This is a genomic window from Thiosulfatimonas sediminis (genome assembly GCF_011398355.1).
Lineage (GTDB): Bacteria > Pseudomonadota > Gammaproteobacteria > Thiomicrospirales > Thiomicrospiraceae > Thiomicrorhabdus > Thiomicrorhabdus sediminis_A.
This window is the reverse complement of record NZ_AP021889.1, coordinates 1,354,882-1,370,876: the sequence shown is the minus strand read 5'-3', so window position 1 is coordinate 1,370,876 and position 15,995 is coordinate 1,354,882. Positions and strand designations below refer to the sequence as shown.

The window sequence follows — 15,995 nt, the reverse complement described above, 5'->3', positions numbered from 1 at the left end:
CTTGTTCCATGCAAGCCCATTTGGCTACATAGCGCGCTTTTTATTGCTGTTCTCATCTGATTGCCTTCAAGCTGTTTAAATGGTCTTTAACCGCTGTTTTAAGCGGCTCCAACGGTTGAACATTGGTTAATCCATGCCGTTACATCGCTTTCAAGCCATCCCACCGAACGCGCACTAAGTTGCTTGCGCTGTGGGAACTCCCCCGCCTTCACTTTTCGGTAGATCGTTGTTCGAGAAAGCCCTGTTACTTCAATGACTTCTTTAAGTCGCATAATCTTGGCTTGGCTCATCATCGCCCCCCTTTTCTTACTTCTGTCATTAGTGCCTTTTGGCGTTTTAAACTGGTTCTGATCGTCATTTCAGAAACCCTGTATTTCTTGGCTAACTCAGGGTAGTTAAAGCCGGTAAAGTCTTTAGCTATGCGCAAGTCCTGAATAGCCTGTTTAAGGCCGCTCGATGCCGGTAAATAAAACGATTTACCGCCCATATAAAGTGAAATTGCTGTGCATATAGAAGCGGCTAAGGCCTTACCCTTTTCACCTTGATCTAAGCCGCTTTTCTCAATCTCGTTTAGCGCCACCTCGTAAAACTCTTGGATGCGGCTAGGCCACAACTTCAAGTGCACGTTTTGATAGGCTTCCGCTAATAGCTTCAAGCCCTCCTCATGCTCTTCAATTTCTTCTTTAGACAGTCCTGCTACTTCGATATTTGCCACGGTATTACCTTGCTTTTGAATGGATTGGTGCGCCTCAAGCCATGTTTCAAGAGTGTAAAAGCGGTGCCGGTAGGGTTGTATTTCAAGTGTTTGAGAAGGAATACCAATAAAGCCCTATTTGCCCCGCTTAGTACCGTGTCGGCTTGGTGGTTATTGTTCTAGTGGTAACAAAAATCTAAAACGGGTTAGAAAGGCCGCTTAAGCCGGCTTGATGATTTTTAAGGGGGTGTAGAAACACAAAAGCCCCATGGATTGGGGCTTAAGGTAAGGCGGCTAGAAAGTTGAAATTATTTTTTTGACTTGGTTCTAGTCACATGGGTCAAGTCTTTTCTAGCGGTTGCAATCGTCTGCACACGGCTTGCAAAGGTGTTTGTTTTATCCTCTGGCACACCGTGCGAAATTGCCGCTTGGTCAGCAAAGTCTTTGATTGATCTTGATGTTTTGTCGATATAAAAAGCCTTATGCGCTTGAATCGCTATATCCAACTCTAGCGAGTAATACGGGCTATTTTGGTCAAGATAAGGGGGTGTGTCGGCTTGCTGATCGGTGGGCTTTGGTGCTTCAAGGTAGGCGGCTAGTTCTTCACGCTCTACAAACAAGCCAAAACGATTGAATGAATTGGTAAGCGCAAAAACATCCGTAAAAGGTTTGTGAAGCCCTTTCATCAACCTGTAAAACTTGCCTTTATATTCAATGCTTACAGTCGGTAAAAACTCAAGGCTAAGATCGGTTGCCGGTATGGTGTTGTATTCACCTGTGACAAAACTTTTTGTCGCTGGATAGGCAATAAACTGATCATCTTTTAACCACAAATAAACGCCATCTGGATCTTGTTCATCTTGTTGCGTTGGCTCTTCATCCCCGTCTAAATAGAATTGATAACCTTGTTTAAGAGTGCAAAACTTTGCGAATAAAGAAATTATTCCTAGGTTTTCTGTGATATCGCCTAAGGTGCTTGGTTCCTTTAAATACTGAAATAGCTCATTGTGATTCGTTTCAAGGTCGTTGATGTCGTTAAATGTTTCTAAGTTGTAGCCTTTAGAATCATTTTTTAAAAGAGTAACTCCCCTTAATAACACCCCTGCCTTTAAGCTTCTTGAGTTGATAAGACGCTTAACATCTTCAACCGTCACGGCACCACTATGGTCGTATTTGCTTAAAATGCTCGCCACGTCCTCAAGGCTGTAATGGTCCTTGATTAGCTTAACCTCTTTCACTTTGTACGGCCTCCCAGCCTATCCACTACTGAATAAGGTGGCGCGGTCGGGGGCGGGTGGATAGTCCGCCGGTTCGGGTGATCTGCCCTAGGCCGTGCCAATATTGTTCTTTTGATTACCAAACATCGTGGCTATAATGAAATTCTTCGGGGTTGACCTGCTGAGTGAGTGACCACTGTGAAGCTAACTAACCGTCGGCGGTGCCTGTCACTAGGCGCATAGCCCTTTCAACTATAAGCTCCGTTAGTTTCTCCGGTACCAGACAGAAATTAAGGCACTATTAGAACCGCCCTAATATGACCGGAAAAAACCAGAAATACCCGATAAATCCCGCCTAAATTTAACCTGTTTAGGAAGTAGCTCTATTAATGGGGATAACGTCACCACCGGCCTTTATTCCGTCAAGGTAATCACTCCAATGCTGTAACATTTTTCGCCTTGGTTCGAGTTTCTGAGCCTTGTTATATACGCCCCGAACACCTCCGATAACATGATTTAACTGCAATTCGATTTCATCGGCATTGAACCCGATTTCGTTCAGCATGGTGCTAGCCGTATGTCTAAAGCCATGGGGAACTATCAGCGTATTAAGGCCGTTATCCCTTACATTCTTGTTTATCGAACCGCTTGTTATATGGCTGTTGGTCATTGGGGATTTGAAGACATACGGAGTTTCACCGGTTAAGGCGTGCAATTCATTGAGCATGGTTTCAACTTGGCGGCTCATTGGAATAATGATTATTTTCCCTTCCCCTGTTTGGTCTCCCTTGGTGGTGGTCCGGTGTATTTCCTTTGCTTTGAAATCGACTTCATCCCAACGCATCGCCACTAATTCGCTCGGTCTAAGGAAAACGTGAAGCCCAAGCCGTAAACAGCTTAAAACCTCGAAGGTACCGCGCATGGTATCCAGTTTTGTGAGAACGGTTTTTAGTTCTTTGGGGGTGGTAACGTGCTTTAACTGCTTGGCAACGTGTTTAACGAATAGCGCCCGTGAAATGTATAAGGCGGGGTCGCGGTCTAAGTAGCGTTTACCCTTGGCGTACTCGAATAGCAACTTAAACACGCTGTAGACCTTATCCCGATTCTCTAGGGTGCCGTGTTCTTGGATTCTTAACAAGCAATCCTCTAGCTGTTGCTCGGTGATCTGCACTACCGGCACGCCCCCAAGCATGGGCAAAACGTGCTTATCAAATCTAAGCTTATGCTTTTGATAGGTACTTAATGCCCATTCGGGTTTACGGTCACCATAGCTTTTCGTCTTATGGCTGTAGAACTCATTCAACAACTGGGCAAAGGTCATCAAATCACTTTCGGCCTGTTGCTTTGCGGTTTCTTTAGCTATGGCTTGCTTTTGGTGGCGCTTATGGTCATTCGGGTTAATACCCATCTTCACTAATTGGCGGGCTTCGTCTCGAAGTGTACGGGCTTCAAGTAGACTAACAGCCGGATATTCACCAATAGTGTGATTGGTGTCTTTGCCGTCCATCTTGAAACGGTATTTAAAAACCTTGGTACCGGCCTTAGTGATTTCCAAACGCAAGCCGCCCCCGTCCGCTAGCTTTTGAACTTTACCGGTGGGCTTAGTCTTTCTGATTTTGGTATCGGTAAGCGCCATTGCTAACCCCCTAATAACGGTGGAATTAGTAAAAATGGGGTAAATAAGGGGGTGAATCGAATGGGGTTAGAAATTTACCCCACTTTTTACCCCATAAAATCCCGTGCTTTTATGGTACAACGTGAAACACTACGAAACAACTAAAACGCTGAAACGACGTATAGACAAGGGTTTGAATGGGTTATCAGGGATGATTTGAAACTTGCTGAAACGTAAGAATGGTGCCCAGGGCCGGAGTCGAACCGGCACAGTGTTTCCACCGGGGGATTTTAAGTCCCCTGCGTCTACCAATTTCGCCACCTGGGCAGGTGTCCGAAAAAACCTTGGTTTTTTCGAGTTTTTTGCAGAAGCATGATACATCTACAAAACTTGTAAAGTGGAGGCGCGACCCGGAGTCGAACCGAGGTCCACGGATTTGCAATCCGCTGCATAGCCACTCTGCCATCGCGCCATAATCTGGAGCGGGAAACGAGGTTCGAACTCGCGACCTCAACCTTGGCAAGGTTGCGCTCTACCAGCTGAGCTATTCCCGCTTGGATGCGGCGTATTATAGGGGTTGCCCATAAAAGGTCAAGCGTTAAACAGCAATTTTTTTTACTTTTTTTGTAGTTGTTTTTTCACGCTTAACGGCAATCGCAAACTTAGTCTTGTGGTGTTTTAGTTGAGGCAATAATTTGTGGCAAAGCCGCTTTGGTGTATTGCACCCAAGTAATTAAAGTCAAGGCCGCAGCAAAATACAACATCGGGAAACCAAGTTGCCCCCAATCCACACCCCAAAGCTCACCGCCATACAGCAACCACGTTAAGGCAGCCAATTGCGATGCGGTTTTGACTTTGCCTAAATTAGATACCGCAACCACATCACGTGCATTATTTTCCGCCATCCACTCTCGTAATGCGGAAATTGCCACTTCTCGCATCATAATGACCACTGCAGAAATAATCACCCATAAATTGTCATTGTATTCAGCGGCAACGACGATCAATGCGGCCGCAACAATCAGCTTATCGGCAACCGGATCCAAAAATGCGCCTAATTTGCTGGAAGAACCCATTTTTCGAGCTAAGTAACCATCAAACCAGTCGGTAATCGCTGCAATCATAAACGCAAGCGCACCCCAAAAACGAGCGTCTTCAATCGGCGCATAATAACAGATTAAAAAAACTGGGATTAAAACGACTCGGCTCCAAGTCATCATCATTGGCAACGATTGCAAATTCATGGGGTATCTTAATTTTCGATCTTAGGAAGTGGAAAAAAATACTAACACATTTTCACCCAGCCGATTTTATAAAAATACGCGGCCTGTTCTTATTCTCCGTGAAAAAAATCGTAAATACTCTGCGCTTTACTCGGGCTAATCCCTTTCACTTTTTGCAGTTCAGTCGGTGCGGCATTTTTAACTTCAGTTAAGCCGCCAAAATGCAATAGCAAGGTTTTGCGCGTTTTTGGGCCGATTCCTGGAATGTCTTCCAAACGCGAGTGCATCATCGCCTTCCCACGTTTAGCACGATGGGCGGTTATCGCGAACCGATGTGCTTCGTCGCGAATATGATTGATTAAATGTAAAGCACTGTCATCCGCATCTAAATCAATGCCATCCATATTGTGTGGCGTATAAAGAATTTCTAAACCCGCTTTTCGCCCTTCGCCCTTGGCAACTGAGACCAAAGGCAAAAACTCCAATTCCAGCGACTTAAGCACGTCAATCGCTTGATTAAGTTGCCCTTTGCCACCATCAACCACAATTAAGTCCGGAAATTTAGCGTGCTCTTGCTTAAGCCGCGCGTAGCGCCGACTGAGAACCTGGTGCATAGCCGCATAGTCGTCCCCTGGCGTAATCCCTTCTATATTAAATTTACGGTAATCGCGGGTACTGGCAATGCCATCCTTAAACACCACACAACTGGCAATGGTCAATTCACCTTGGGTATGACTGATGTCGAAACACTCCATTACCTGTGGAATGGCCGGCAAATTCAGAATTTCTTGCAAAGCTTGCAGCCGGGCTTGTTGATTAACTTTTTGCGTCAAATGCTGTTTTAACCCTGCTTCTGCATTGGTTTTGGCTAGCGCAAATAAACTTTTTTCATGCTGGAGCTTGGGTTCTTTAAACACAGTGCGGCGCTGATATTTTTCCTGCCAAAGTGCTTGCAGTGCATTTAGGTCGTTAAGTTTTTGCGCCAGCAAAATACTCTGCGGAGTAGGATGTTGTTGATAATGCTGAGTCATGAACGCCAGCAGAACTTCGTCGGGGGCGGTGACCACCGCGAGTTTTGGGTAATACGTCTCGCTACCCCAAAGATTGCCCGCGCGATACATCATCAAACACAGGCAGACTTGGTCGCCATTTTGCGCCAACGCCAAAACATCCAAGTCGCGACTTCCAGGCTGATTAATCAGATGTTGCGACTGAATGGAACGCAGTGCCGAAATCCGATCGCGCAGCAACCCTGCCGCTTCAAATTCGAGGGTTTCAGCCGCTGCTTGCATCTGCTCAGCCAGTTCCTCAACAACCTCAAAGCTTTTGCCTTGCAGAAACATCAACGTATGCCGCACATCACGCTGATAAGCCTCATCATCGACCAATCCTGCGACACAAGGGCCAGAACAGCGCTTTATCTGATATTGCAAACACGGGCGCGAGCGATGTTGATAGACCGTCTCGGCACACTGGCGTACCGGAAAAATCTTCTGCAAAGTATGCAACGTATGCTGCACCGCCGAAGCGTTGGGAAAAGGACCAAAATATTCACCTTTACGCCGTTTAACTCCGCGATGATAACCCAACGCAGGGTGCTTTTTTTCTGTCGAAACATAGATATAGGGATAAGACTTATCATCCCGAAAGAGAATGTTATATTTGGGTTTATGGCGTTTAATCAGCGTGTTTTCTAAAATAAACGCTTCCGATTCAGTATCGGTAATCGTCACTTCAATACGCGCTACCTGCTCAACCATGGTGGTGGTTTTTATGTCATCATGGCGCTTTTTAAAATAGCTGCTGACGCGGCGTTTTAGATTCTTGGCCTTACCCACATAGATAATTTGCTGCTGCTTATCAAACATCTGATAGACACCCGGCCGCTCGGTAAGGTGCTTGAGAAATTCATCTATCGCAAACTCAATTGGGCTTGCATCACTTTTTTCTGACTTATCCACGATGTTTTCACTTTGTAGTGGCGCTTTCGAGCCTGTCTTAGCTTGGGTCATAAACAATAAACGGGTAAAATGCGGAGCAATCTATTATAGCGAATTGAGCAAAGGAATTAAGATGGAACAAGAAAACCAGTCGCCAAAACCACAAGCGGCCGAAATGCAAAACTTTGATCGCCTTGCCGGAGCGGTTGAATCGCTGGTAAAACAAGAGCGTTGGAGCCGCCGTTTTGCTAACTTTCTAAAACTGGCGATTGCCGGTTATATTATTTTCTTCATCTATATCGCCATGGAAGGCATCGGCGCATCCAAAGAGCTTAAAACAATGCAAAACGGCAGCGAACATCTGGCTGTCGTACGTTTAGAAGGTCCTATCATGGCGCAAAGTGAAGCCAGCGCAGAATATATGCTGCCGCTTCTGCAGGAAGCGTTTAGCGACCCTATGGCAAAAGCCGTACTGATTAAAGCCAATTCACCTGGCGGCAGTCCGGTGCAATCGGCATTAATCAACGATGAAATCACCCGTCTGAAAAAACTGTACAACAAGCCGGTCATTGCAGTAGTTGAAGACCTGTGTGCTTCTGGGTGTTATTACATTACCGTGGCCGCTGACAAAATCATCGCCAATAAGGGCTCGTTAATCGGTTCAATTGGCGTACGAATGGACTCTTTTGGTTTTACCGGATTAATGGAAAAAATTGGCGTGGAAAATCGTTCGATGCACGCAGGGGAACACAAAACTTTTATTAACCCTTTTGCCGAAAAAGACGAAGCTGGGCGTGAGTTTTTCCGCACTCAGGTCTTAGAAAAAACCCATCAGCAGTTTATTCAAGCGGTCCGTGATGGACGTGGCGATCGCATTAAAGAGACCGACGAGACTTACACTGGATTAGTTTGGTTAGGTGAAGATGCGCTAAATAATGGCATGATTGATGGCTTAGGCGATATGGGCTCGGTCGGACGAGAACTCATGACTGGTGAACCGAACTTCCGTTACTACGAAGTCGAAAAATCGATTTTTGAGCAATTACTTGGCGATATCAGCACACAAACCTCAAGCCGTTTAGCCATGTATTTCACCACTCTGCACTAGAGCGCCCAAATGGCTTTAGGCACAGAACAATTTGACTGAGCAATGCGAGATTGTTTGCAGTCATGCCTTGCTTGACAAAAACAAGCAACACAATACAGTCAAATTGTTCAAAGCGCCTAAGGGCAAGACTTGCAAGAACAGCCCCTCGCTGAAGCTAATTGGGACTTAATTCTGCGCCTCCTTAGCCAAAACACGCCTTTTTTTATCACTTACAAAACAGCGATAAATTATAAATTTGCTTCGAATTGCTCACGCTTAGTTTGGATTTTTTCTTCAATTTCTAGCCAATCCATCTCTAGCGTTTCTAAGCGCGCCTGACACTCTGCCTCCTGACGCAAACAGTCACTCAACTGTGCTTTATTCGTTTCATCATAGAGGCTCGTGTCTTCCATTTTTAAATGCAATTCCGCCAATTTCGCTTGCACCTTTTCTAACTCTTTTTCCAGCTTACGACTCTGCTGGAGGTCATTCTTGATCAGCATATCAAGCTGTTTACGCTGCTGCGCATTGGCAATACGCTGCTGCTTTTTATTCTGGTTTTTCTGAGAATCCTCGCCGTCTTCTGCTTTTTCCTGTACCGCACTTTGTTTAATACGCTTAAGCTGCTCGGATAAATATTGATCCAAATCGCCATAAAAAAGCGCCACCTTTCCTTGATGTACCCACCAATATTGATCGGCAATCGCCGCCAACAGATGCTTATCATGGCTGACCAACAAGAGAGCGCCGCTGTAATCGTTTAAGGCCATTTCTAAAGCGTCGCGGGTTTCCATATCTAAATGGTTGGTCGGCTCATCCAAAATAATCAAATTGGGCTGCTGGAAAACAATAATCGCTAGGGCCAAACGCGCTTTTTCGCCGCCCGAAAATGGAGCGATGGGTTCCAAGCACTGCTCGTTAGAAAAGCCAAAACCACCTAAAAAATCGCGCGCTTGTTGGTCGCTGGGCGCATCTTCCAAAGCCAATAGGTGTTTTAATGGACTCCATTCAGGACGCAGGGTTTCCAGTTGATGCTGTGAAAAATACCCAACTTTGACACCTCGTGCAGCAATGACTTTACCGTTGATCGGTTTAAGCTCACCAACAATCAGTTTTAGCAGAGTGGTTTTTCCTGATCCATTTACCCCAACCAAACCGATTCGATCGCCCGCACGAAGCGTTAAATCCGCGTCTTCAATAATGACTTTATCGGCATAAGAAAATTGCAATTTTTCCAATTGCAACATTGGATCTGGTTGCGCTTTTGGCTCGGCAAATTCAAAGTGAAACGGATTACTGGCTTGCACTGCCGCAACCATTTCCATGCGCTCCAAAGCCTTAACACGACTTTGCGCCTGCTTCGCTTTGGATGCTTTGGCTTTAAATCGACTAATAAACGTTTTAAGGTGCTGCATCTGCTGTTTTTGTTTGTCGTGTAACGACTGCTGCTGCATCAATTTTTCATTTCGTTGCCGTTCAAAAGCCGCAAAGTTGCCCGCGTAATACTGAATTTTTTGTTGGTCGATATGCGCAATACCTTGCACCACTTGGTCAAGAAAATCGCGATCATGCGAAATCACCAACACCGCCCCTTCAAAACTCTTTAACCACTGTTTTAACCACGCTACCGCTTCAATATCCAAGTGGTTTGTCGGTTCATCAAGCAGTAACAAATCCGAGCGCTGCATCAGCGCACGCGCCAATTTCAAGCGCACTTGCCAGCCACCGGAAAAAGCGGTGATCAATTTTGAGAAATCGGCTTCCACAAAACCTAAACCATACAATAGCTGTTTCGTCTGATTTTCCACTGCAAAGCCGTGCAACTTGTCCAACTGGTCATAAGCCGCGACAATCGCATTGTCGTTATGCGCTTGCTCAGCTGCTCTGAGTTGCTGCACCGCCTTGGCGTAAAGCTCGTCGCCAAAACTGACATATTCCAACACACTTTGTGCGCCACGATGCGTTTCCTGCTCAACGTAACCAATGATCCACTCCGCAGGAACGCTTAAGTGGCCAGCGTCAAGACTAACTTGCCCTAAAATCGCTTTAAATAAAGTGGTCTTACCCGCCCCGTTTTGTCCAACCAAGCCAATTTTCTGGCCCGGATTAATTGCCAAATTGGCGCCAGTTAACAGCGGTTTAATGCCCGCGCGCAGCGAGAGGTTTTGTAGTGTAATCATGAATTATTTTTCGTTTTTATCGACAAGACAGCCATCAATCAGGTGCAATTGACGATCCATCCGCGCCGCTAAGCGCAAATCGTGGGTAACAATTAACAAGGCAGTATTGAGTTCTTGATTAAGTTCCAAAAGCAGTTCAAAAACCTGCTCAGCTGAGTGTTGGTCCAGATTACCAGTTGGCTCATCGGCCAAAATACACGCCGGCTCGGTAATCAAAGCGCGGGCCAATGCGACTCTTTGACGCTCGCCACCGGAGAGCTCCGACGGTTTATGCTTTAAGCGATGCCCCAAACCAACGCGCTGCAATAATTGCGTGGCGCGCTCTTCGGCTTGCGCCAAATTACTGCGTCGAATGCGCAACGGCATGGTGACATTATCCAAGGCGCTAAACTCCGGCAGAAGATGATGAAACTGGTACACAAACCCCATGTGAGTATTGCGTAGCTTACCGCGCTTACTCTCATTAAGATTGGAAAAGTCCGCGTCTAACAGTTGCACTTGACCGGATGTCGGCTTATCCAAACCGGCCAGTAAATGCAGCAAGGTACTTTTTCCAGAACCGGATGCGCCAACAATCGCTAATTTTTCGCCCGCCAAAAGTTCAAAATCAATTTTTTTGAACACTTGGGTTTCAATATCGCCTTCTTGATAAGTTTTGCTTAGATTCTGAGCGCACAAAACGCGCTGTCGATTATTCATAACGCAATGCCTCCGCCGGTTGAACTTTGGCTGCTTTACGCGCCGGATAAAGTGTTGCCAGTAACGTCAACACAAACGCCACGCCAGCAACTGCATACACATCATGCCAATCTATTTTAGAAGGCACTTGGCTAATGTAATAAACATCGGGTGGGAAAAACTGAATCCCTAAAAGGGTTTCGATAAACGGCACAATGACATCAATGTTTAACGCCAGAAGCACACCGCCGAGCAGACCGAAGAGCGCCCCAAGCAAACCAATGACCAAGCCCTGAATCATAAAAATCCATTGAATGCTATTCGGCGTTGCGCCCAAAGTGCGCAAGACAGCAATATCCGCTTGCTTATCGGTTACGACCATCACCATGGTCGAAACGATATTAAACGCGGCCACCATGATAATTAATGCCAACACAATAAACATCATGCGTTTTTCCATCTCAATCGCTTTAAAAAAGTTAATGTGCTGTTGCCGCCAGTCGCGGACATATAAAGTCTGATTTAAGTGGTTCGCTAACTCTTGTTTAACCTCCCCAACACGAAACAAATCGTCAATCTTAAGTTGTAGACCAGAAACTTTTTGATCGTACTTAAACAATTTTTGCGCATCGCTCAGGTGAATAAACGCCAGATTGGCATCGTATTCATGCATCCCTGCACGAAAAATGCCAACCACGTTAAAACGCTTAATACGTGGCACAATGCCAACCGCGGTAACCGTGCCCTGAGGAGCAATTAAAGTGACTTTATCACCAATCGACAATCCCAGACTTTGCGCCAGTTCACTGCCTAATATCATCGAAAACTCGCCTTCCTGCAGATCCACCAAAGACCCAAGCAACATCTTATTGGCGATGTCGCTGACTTCATTTTCAAAGTCCGGCAAAATACCACGAATCGCCGCACCTTTGACTGCGCCACGGTATGTCAACATCCCTTGCTCTAAAATATTCGGCGCAGCGCCTTGAATATCCTCAAGGCCTTTAAGCTGTTGATATAAATCTTGCCAATGACTTAATTTGCCATCTTCTTGGGTGATGGTCATGTGCGCAGTCATGCCGAGAATACGCTCGCGCAACTCATGCTGAAAGCCATTCATTATCGACAACACGGTAATTAAGGCGGTAACGCCAAGCGCGATACCAATCATCGAGGACAGGGAAATAAAGGAGATAAATCCGTTACGGCGCTTGGCGCGGGTATAGCGCAAACCAAGAAAAAGTTCGAAAGGGAGTTTAGACATAGTGCTAACAAATTCACTTTATTAAAAAAGATAACTTACCTTTTTAAGAGCTATGCAGCTCAATCGGCAAGTGGAGACATAAGCAACTCATTATCTATGTTTTTGTTTTCTTTGTCGGGTTTTGTTGGCGTTTTTTTTGTGGCTTGACTGGACGCGGCGCATGATAGGAAATAAACACCGGTAATTCGATTTTATACACAATGGCTGCCACACGCATCAGCATGGTGATAAGAATCGATACTAAAATAGCCAGCTCGTGCGACACCTCACTGTGAATCAACAACAATAACACGCTAGCACCGACAAAAGACGCCGTTGCATAAATCTCCTTACGCAAAACCAACGGAATCTCGTCAACCAATACATCGCGAATCATTCCTCCGACAACGCCAGTCATCACTCCCGTCATAATCGCAATCGGATCAGAAAAACCAAACTCCATCGCTTTTTGGGTGCCAATAACCGTAAATACCGCTAAACCCAACGCATCCAAGAATAAAAGGAGCTTAATCGGTAAACGTCGATACCGAGCTAAAAAGAAAAAAGCCAATGTGCTGAACACGACTATATAAATGTAAATATCGTTTTGCGTCCAAAACACCGGCTGGCCAATGATTAAATCACGCAGAGTGCCACCGCCGATTGCAGTCACCATGGCAATAACAATGGCACCAAACAGATCAAGCTGTTTACGGCGCGCAGCCAAAAGCCCAGTGATTGCAAAAACCACCGTGCCGAGGAAGTCGAGATATTGAAGAATAAGACTAACTTTCATGGCGACTATTATAAGAGAGGACGAAAAACTAAGAAAGCGCCTAGGTAACTTAAGAAGATACAGAATATGTCCAAATGACTTCAGGCACAGAACAATTTGGCTGAGCAAGGCGGTTGTTTGCCGTCATATTTAGACCTGACAAAAACAAGCAGCACAGCACAATCGAGTTTTTCACCGCTTAACACGATAATTTCATCATAAAAAGTGAGGTAAAGATTATTTACCTGTTAATTAACAAAACCTGCATTTTCTATTAGTAAAAATTTGGATTACTACTGTGAAATCCCGTCTTATTCACGCTTGCATGTACTTTTCACACATGCGAATAAAAGGGGTTAATATTTTCTTTTAATGATATTTAACAGCACCTAAAAGCCATTGATTTTTTCTATTACTCAAAAAAAAAGCCCTTTGATATAACTCCAACCCGTCAGCGCAATCCTTAATTTAGGCTGACGCTAACAACACAATAAAAAATAGAAAGATAAACAAAATACAATCATTGTTATAGGACTGAACTTTATGAAAAAATCTGTATTAACACTTGCCCTTACGGCTGTTGCTTTATCCTCAACCGCATACGCTGCAGAACATCAGCATGGTCACGATAGCGTTTCTGACAAAGTTATTGAACAACAGCGCGCAGCATTGCAAGCCAATACACAAGGTAAAGGATTTGGTCCACAGTCACCTCGTAATATAGATGAATTGAGTGGTGCCAACCCAATTAACTTCAGTGCAGCTCCTCCATACCAACAAATGAACCTATGTAATATCCACTTCCACGCCAATGCCGAACACCAAGGTGGTGAGTTCACCACTTATGCGGGTAATGGCGACGGCAAAGGATTTAACAGCGGTTTCAAATACGATGGCGCCTTAACTCAAGCAGAATCGAAGCCTTACAAAGGCGAAGTCTGCCCAAGCAAACATGGTGGCCTGAATGTCGGTGACACCATTGAAGTACATTACGTCCACTCGACTGCTGACATCAAGCCGGGACCAACATTAGCCTCTTGTTTAAATGACAGCATCGGTAATCCACAATTACGCGTTGAAACTCAAGTTTATGTTTTAGTGAATGACAAAAAAGCCCTTAATTTTGTCGATTTAACCAAGCACGGCATTCGCGGTGGCCGTCAACAAGCATTAAACATCCCAACAAATACCGGCGCACCAGTCCAGTATTTAGGTTCAACAACTGGACCAAAATACAACGAAAAAGGCTCTCCGTTCCAAGTTTCATGGAGCGTGCGTCCCAAAGTGGCCAAAGTGGATATCGCCACTGTTGGTGAATGGTGTAAAGGCAACACCTTTAAAGAAGATCACGCTCACGGCGTACGCAACCTAGTGGTAAACCCACGTCTGATCTCATCGATTAAATAAGATAAGTTTAAACAAGAGTAAAAACCTTATTCTCCGCTAAATTTTTTAGCCTATAGCCGCTTAGAACCTTGTTTTAAGCGGTTTTTTTTGCATAAATTTTTGCTTAAAATCCTAAAGCGACATAGATAAAACAGCAATTCATCGCCTGCCCCAATACCATACGGAGGCGTTCTGTCTCTCCCGAAAACCACTGAGCGCGGTTCACTCAAGCCGTGATGCGATACATTATGGAATCTGTGGCGTATTGTAAAGTCTTCTATAAAGACGATATCGAATCCATTAAAAACAAAAACCCGCCGTAGCGGGTCTTTATCAACAACCAGACTTATTTATCTGATTTTAAACGGGTAATACCCAGCATTTTCATAATATATTTTTGATAGATTGGCTCGGAATTACCAGCTTTCATATTGCGGATAAAGTATTTTTCAAACGCAATTTTTGCCAAATGAACCCATTTACCTTTTTTCGCCCAAGTTAAATTACGTGGAGGAATCTGCGGCAATGCGACAAACGCGGCACCGGAATCGCCCATATCCGCTAGACAAACGGTGTTCCAGGTCGGTTCTTCATGTGGCTCTTTACCATTCAGTTCGGCTTCGATGTTATGGCAGATGGCCGTCACCATAGATTCAATCATCAAACCAGTTTTTGGCGTACCACAAGGGACTGGACAGGTTGTATCGACCGGCGGAATCGCAATCCCGACACCCAGAGCGTAGATGTTCTTAAAAGTTGGATTACGGCTGAACTGATCTACCTTAACAAAACCACGCGGATTAACTAAAGGCCCGCCCATTTTAGCTGGGTCAGCATCGACTAATTCACATAAGAATTTTGAACCTTTAAATGCAGGCAACATCATTGAATACTTAAAAGGCAGTTGGTGCTGTTTAATCACATTACCGTGCATATCGTGCTCATCGACATACATTGTGCCTTCTTCAATCTTGGTCGTTTTGGCGTTACAGATCCAGTTAATATGGCGATTACGCAGCTCAGATTCCATCAAACCCTTAGAATCTCCGACACCACCTAAACCTAGGTGACCGATATAAGGTTCGGCTGTCACAAAAGTCATTGGGACTTTACTACGTAGCTTGCGCTTACGTAAATCGGTTTCCATGATCATGGCAAACTCGTAGGCCGGACCAAAACAAGATGCACCTTGTACCGCGCCAACAATAATCGGCCCCGGATCTTTACAAAACGCTTCCCACTGCTCATAAGCTTCGCTAGCGTGTGGTGTAGTGCAGACTGACACGGTGTTTCCGCCGTGACTCTTAGGACCAAATCCCTCCACTTCATCAAATGCCAAAGCCGGACCAGTCGATAAGATTAAGTAATCATAGTCCATACTCGTGCCGTCATCTAAGGTGATGCGGTTATTTTCGGCATCCAAACCAGTACAAGTTTGGTGATAAAACTCAATGCCTTTACGCGTTAAATGTGGCTCAAGTTTGAAAGAGATATCTTCCGGTTTACGCCAGCCTACCGCAACCCAAGGGTTTGACGGGACAAAATTGAATTCATCGGTCGCGTTGACGACTTTAATTGTGTGACCTTTATCAAGATGTTTACGAATATCGTAAGACATTGGTAACCCACCAGTACTGGACCCAACTACAACAACTGTTGCCATGTTCACCTCATTTATTCAAAGAGCTTTACAGCCCTTTCTATTTATCTATAACTCTGACTTATCAGCTTACCCAAGATATTTTTATAACCTTATAGGCATACAAAACAGTAGTGAGATACTGCCGCAATCAACCTAAAAATGAAAATAAAAATTTTGTATCCTTGATAAACCTGGCTTATTAGAATAGAAATAAATTTTATTAGCAAGCCTATACATATTATTAATAACTTACATAATTCTAAAATTATTTTTTGTATCGAAGCATAACCAAAAAATTATCAGTAAAAACCAATT

At 44.8% G+C, this 15,995-nt stretch carries 13 protein-coding genes and 3 tRNA genes; 2 read left to right on the top strand and 14 right to left on the bottom strand.

Translation table 11 applies throughout. The annotated features are described in order from the left end of the window. Nucleotides 1–98 precede the first annotated feature (98 nt). The 9 genes from HRR27_RS06285 to uvrC form a co-directional block, all read right to left on the bottom strand. The gene (locus tag HRR27_RS06285) at nucleotides 99–293 is read right to left on the bottom strand and encodes an AlpA family phage regulatory protein (protein ID WP_173271957.1); all 195 of its coding nucleotides are present in this window, start codon (nucleotides 291–293) and stop codon (nucleotides 99–101) included. After that, on the bottom strand, nucleotides 290–715 hold the full coding sequence (locus HRR27_RS06280) for a Mor transcription activator family protein (RefSeq protein ID WP_173271956.1): 426 nt from the start codon (nucleotides 713–715) through the stop codon (nucleotides 290–292). The genes HRR27_RS06285 and HRR27_RS06280 overlap by 4 nt, the downstream gene beginning before the upstream one ends. A gap of 287 nt (nucleotides 716–1,002) precedes the next feature. Then, nucleotides 1,003–1,932, bottom strand: coding sequence for a hypothetical protein (locus HRR27_RS06275; RefSeq protein ID WP_173271954.1), 930 nt, complete (start codon nucleotides 1,930–1,932; stop codon nucleotides 1,003–1,005). A 349-nt stretch (nucleotides 1,933–2,281) separates the two neighbouring features. Then, on the bottom strand, nucleotides 2,282–3,547 hold the full coding sequence (locus tag HRR27_RS06270; RefSeq protein WP_173271952.1) for a tyrosine-type recombinase/integrase: 1,266 nt from the start codon (nucleotides 3,545–3,547) through the stop codon (nucleotides 2,282–2,284). A gap of 219 nt (nucleotides 3,548–3,766) precedes the next feature. After that, nucleotides 3,767–3,853: transfer RNA gene (locus HRR27_RS06265), tRNA-Leu, on the bottom strand. A gap of 71 nt (nucleotides 3,854–3,924) precedes the next feature. After that, nucleotides 3,925–3,998 (bottom strand) — tRNA-Cys (locus HRR27_RS06260). A gap of 6 nt (nucleotides 3,999–4,004) precedes the next feature. Continuing rightward, nucleotides 4,005–4,080 (bottom strand) — tRNA-Gly (locus tag HRR27_RS06255). Nucleotides 4,081–4,188: 108 nt separating this feature from the next. Further along, nucleotides 4,189–4,770: a CDP-diacylglycerol--glycerol-3-phosphate 3-phosphatidyltransferase gene (pgsA, locus tag HRR27_RS06250; protein WP_173271950.1), complete on the bottom strand. Its 582-nt coding sequence runs from the start codon at nucleotides 4,768–4,770 to the stop codon at nucleotides 4,189–4,191. A gap of 89 nt (nucleotides 4,771–4,859) precedes the next feature. Beyond that, entirely contained in the window at nucleotides 4,860–6,710 is a 1,851-nt protein-coding gene (gene uvrC / locus HRR27_RS06245; RefSeq protein WP_243830800.1) for an excinuclease ABC subunit UvrC, read from the bottom strand. Nucleotides 6,711–6,822: 112 nt separating this feature from the next. On the opposite strand from uvrC, the gene HRR27_RS06240 reads away from it, so the two are divergent. Then, a complete protein-coding gene (locus HRR27_RS06240; RefSeq protein WP_173271946.1) occupies nucleotides 6,823–7,797 on the top strand; it encodes a S49 family peptidase in 975 nt (324 codons plus the stop codon). Nucleotides 7,798–8,024: 227 nt separating this feature from the next. Here HRR27_RS06240 and HRR27_RS06235 read toward each other — a convergent pair whose 3' ends face one another. From HRR27_RS06235 to HRR27_RS06220, 4 genes are all read right to left on the bottom strand, one after another. Then, nucleotides 8,025–9,956, bottom strand: a complete 1,932-nt coding sequence (locus HRR27_RS06235; protein ID WP_173271944.1) for an ABC-F family ATP-binding cassette domain-containing protein — start codon at nucleotides 9,954–9,956, stop codon at nucleotides 8,025–8,027. Nucleotides 9,957–9,959: 3 nt separating this feature from the next. Then, the gene (gene lolD / locus HRR27_RS06230; RefSeq protein ID WP_173271942.1) at nucleotides 9,960–10,655 is read right to left on the bottom strand and encodes a lipoprotein-releasing ABC transporter ATP-binding protein LolD; all 696 of its coding nucleotides are present in this window, start codon (nucleotides 10,653–10,655) and stop codon (nucleotides 9,960–9,962) included. Continuing rightward, the gene (locus tag HRR27_RS06225) at nucleotides 10,648–11,898 is read right to left on the bottom strand and encodes a lipoprotein-releasing ABC transporter permease subunit (RefSeq protein ID WP_173271940.1); all 1,251 of its coding nucleotides are present in this window, start codon (nucleotides 11,896–11,898) and stop codon (nucleotides 10,648–10,650) included. Before HRR27_RS06225 ends, lolD begins: the two co-directional genes overlap by 8 nt. A 94-nt stretch (nucleotides 11,899–11,992) precedes the next feature. After that, the gene (locus tag HRR27_RS06220; protein ID WP_173271938.1) at nucleotides 11,993–12,673 is read right to left on the bottom strand and encodes a trimeric intracellular cation channel family protein; all 681 of its coding nucleotides are present in this window, start codon (nucleotides 12,671–12,673) and stop codon (nucleotides 11,993–11,995) included. Between the two features lie 522 nt (nucleotides 12,674–13,195). Here HRR27_RS06220 and HRR27_RS06215 point away from each other — a divergent pair. Continuing rightward, complete coding sequence (locus HRR27_RS06215) at nucleotides 13,196–14,059, top strand: delta-class carbonic anhydrase (RefSeq protein WP_173271936.1); 864 nt, start codon at nucleotides 13,196–13,198, stop codon at nucleotides 14,057–14,059. A 325-nt stretch (nucleotides 14,060–14,384) separates the two neighbouring features. Here the strand turns inward: HRR27_RS06215 and HRR27_RS06210 are convergent, their stop codons facing one another. Beyond that, nucleotides 14,385–15,701 carry an NAD(P)/FAD-dependent oxidoreductase gene (locus tag HRR27_RS06210; RefSeq protein ID WP_173271934.1) on the bottom strand — a complete coding sequence of 439 codons (1,317 nt, stop codon included), beginning with the start codon at nucleotides 15,699–15,701 and terminating at the stop codon, nucleotides 14,385–14,387. Between the last annotated feature and the right edge of the window lie 294 nt (nucleotides 15,702–15,995).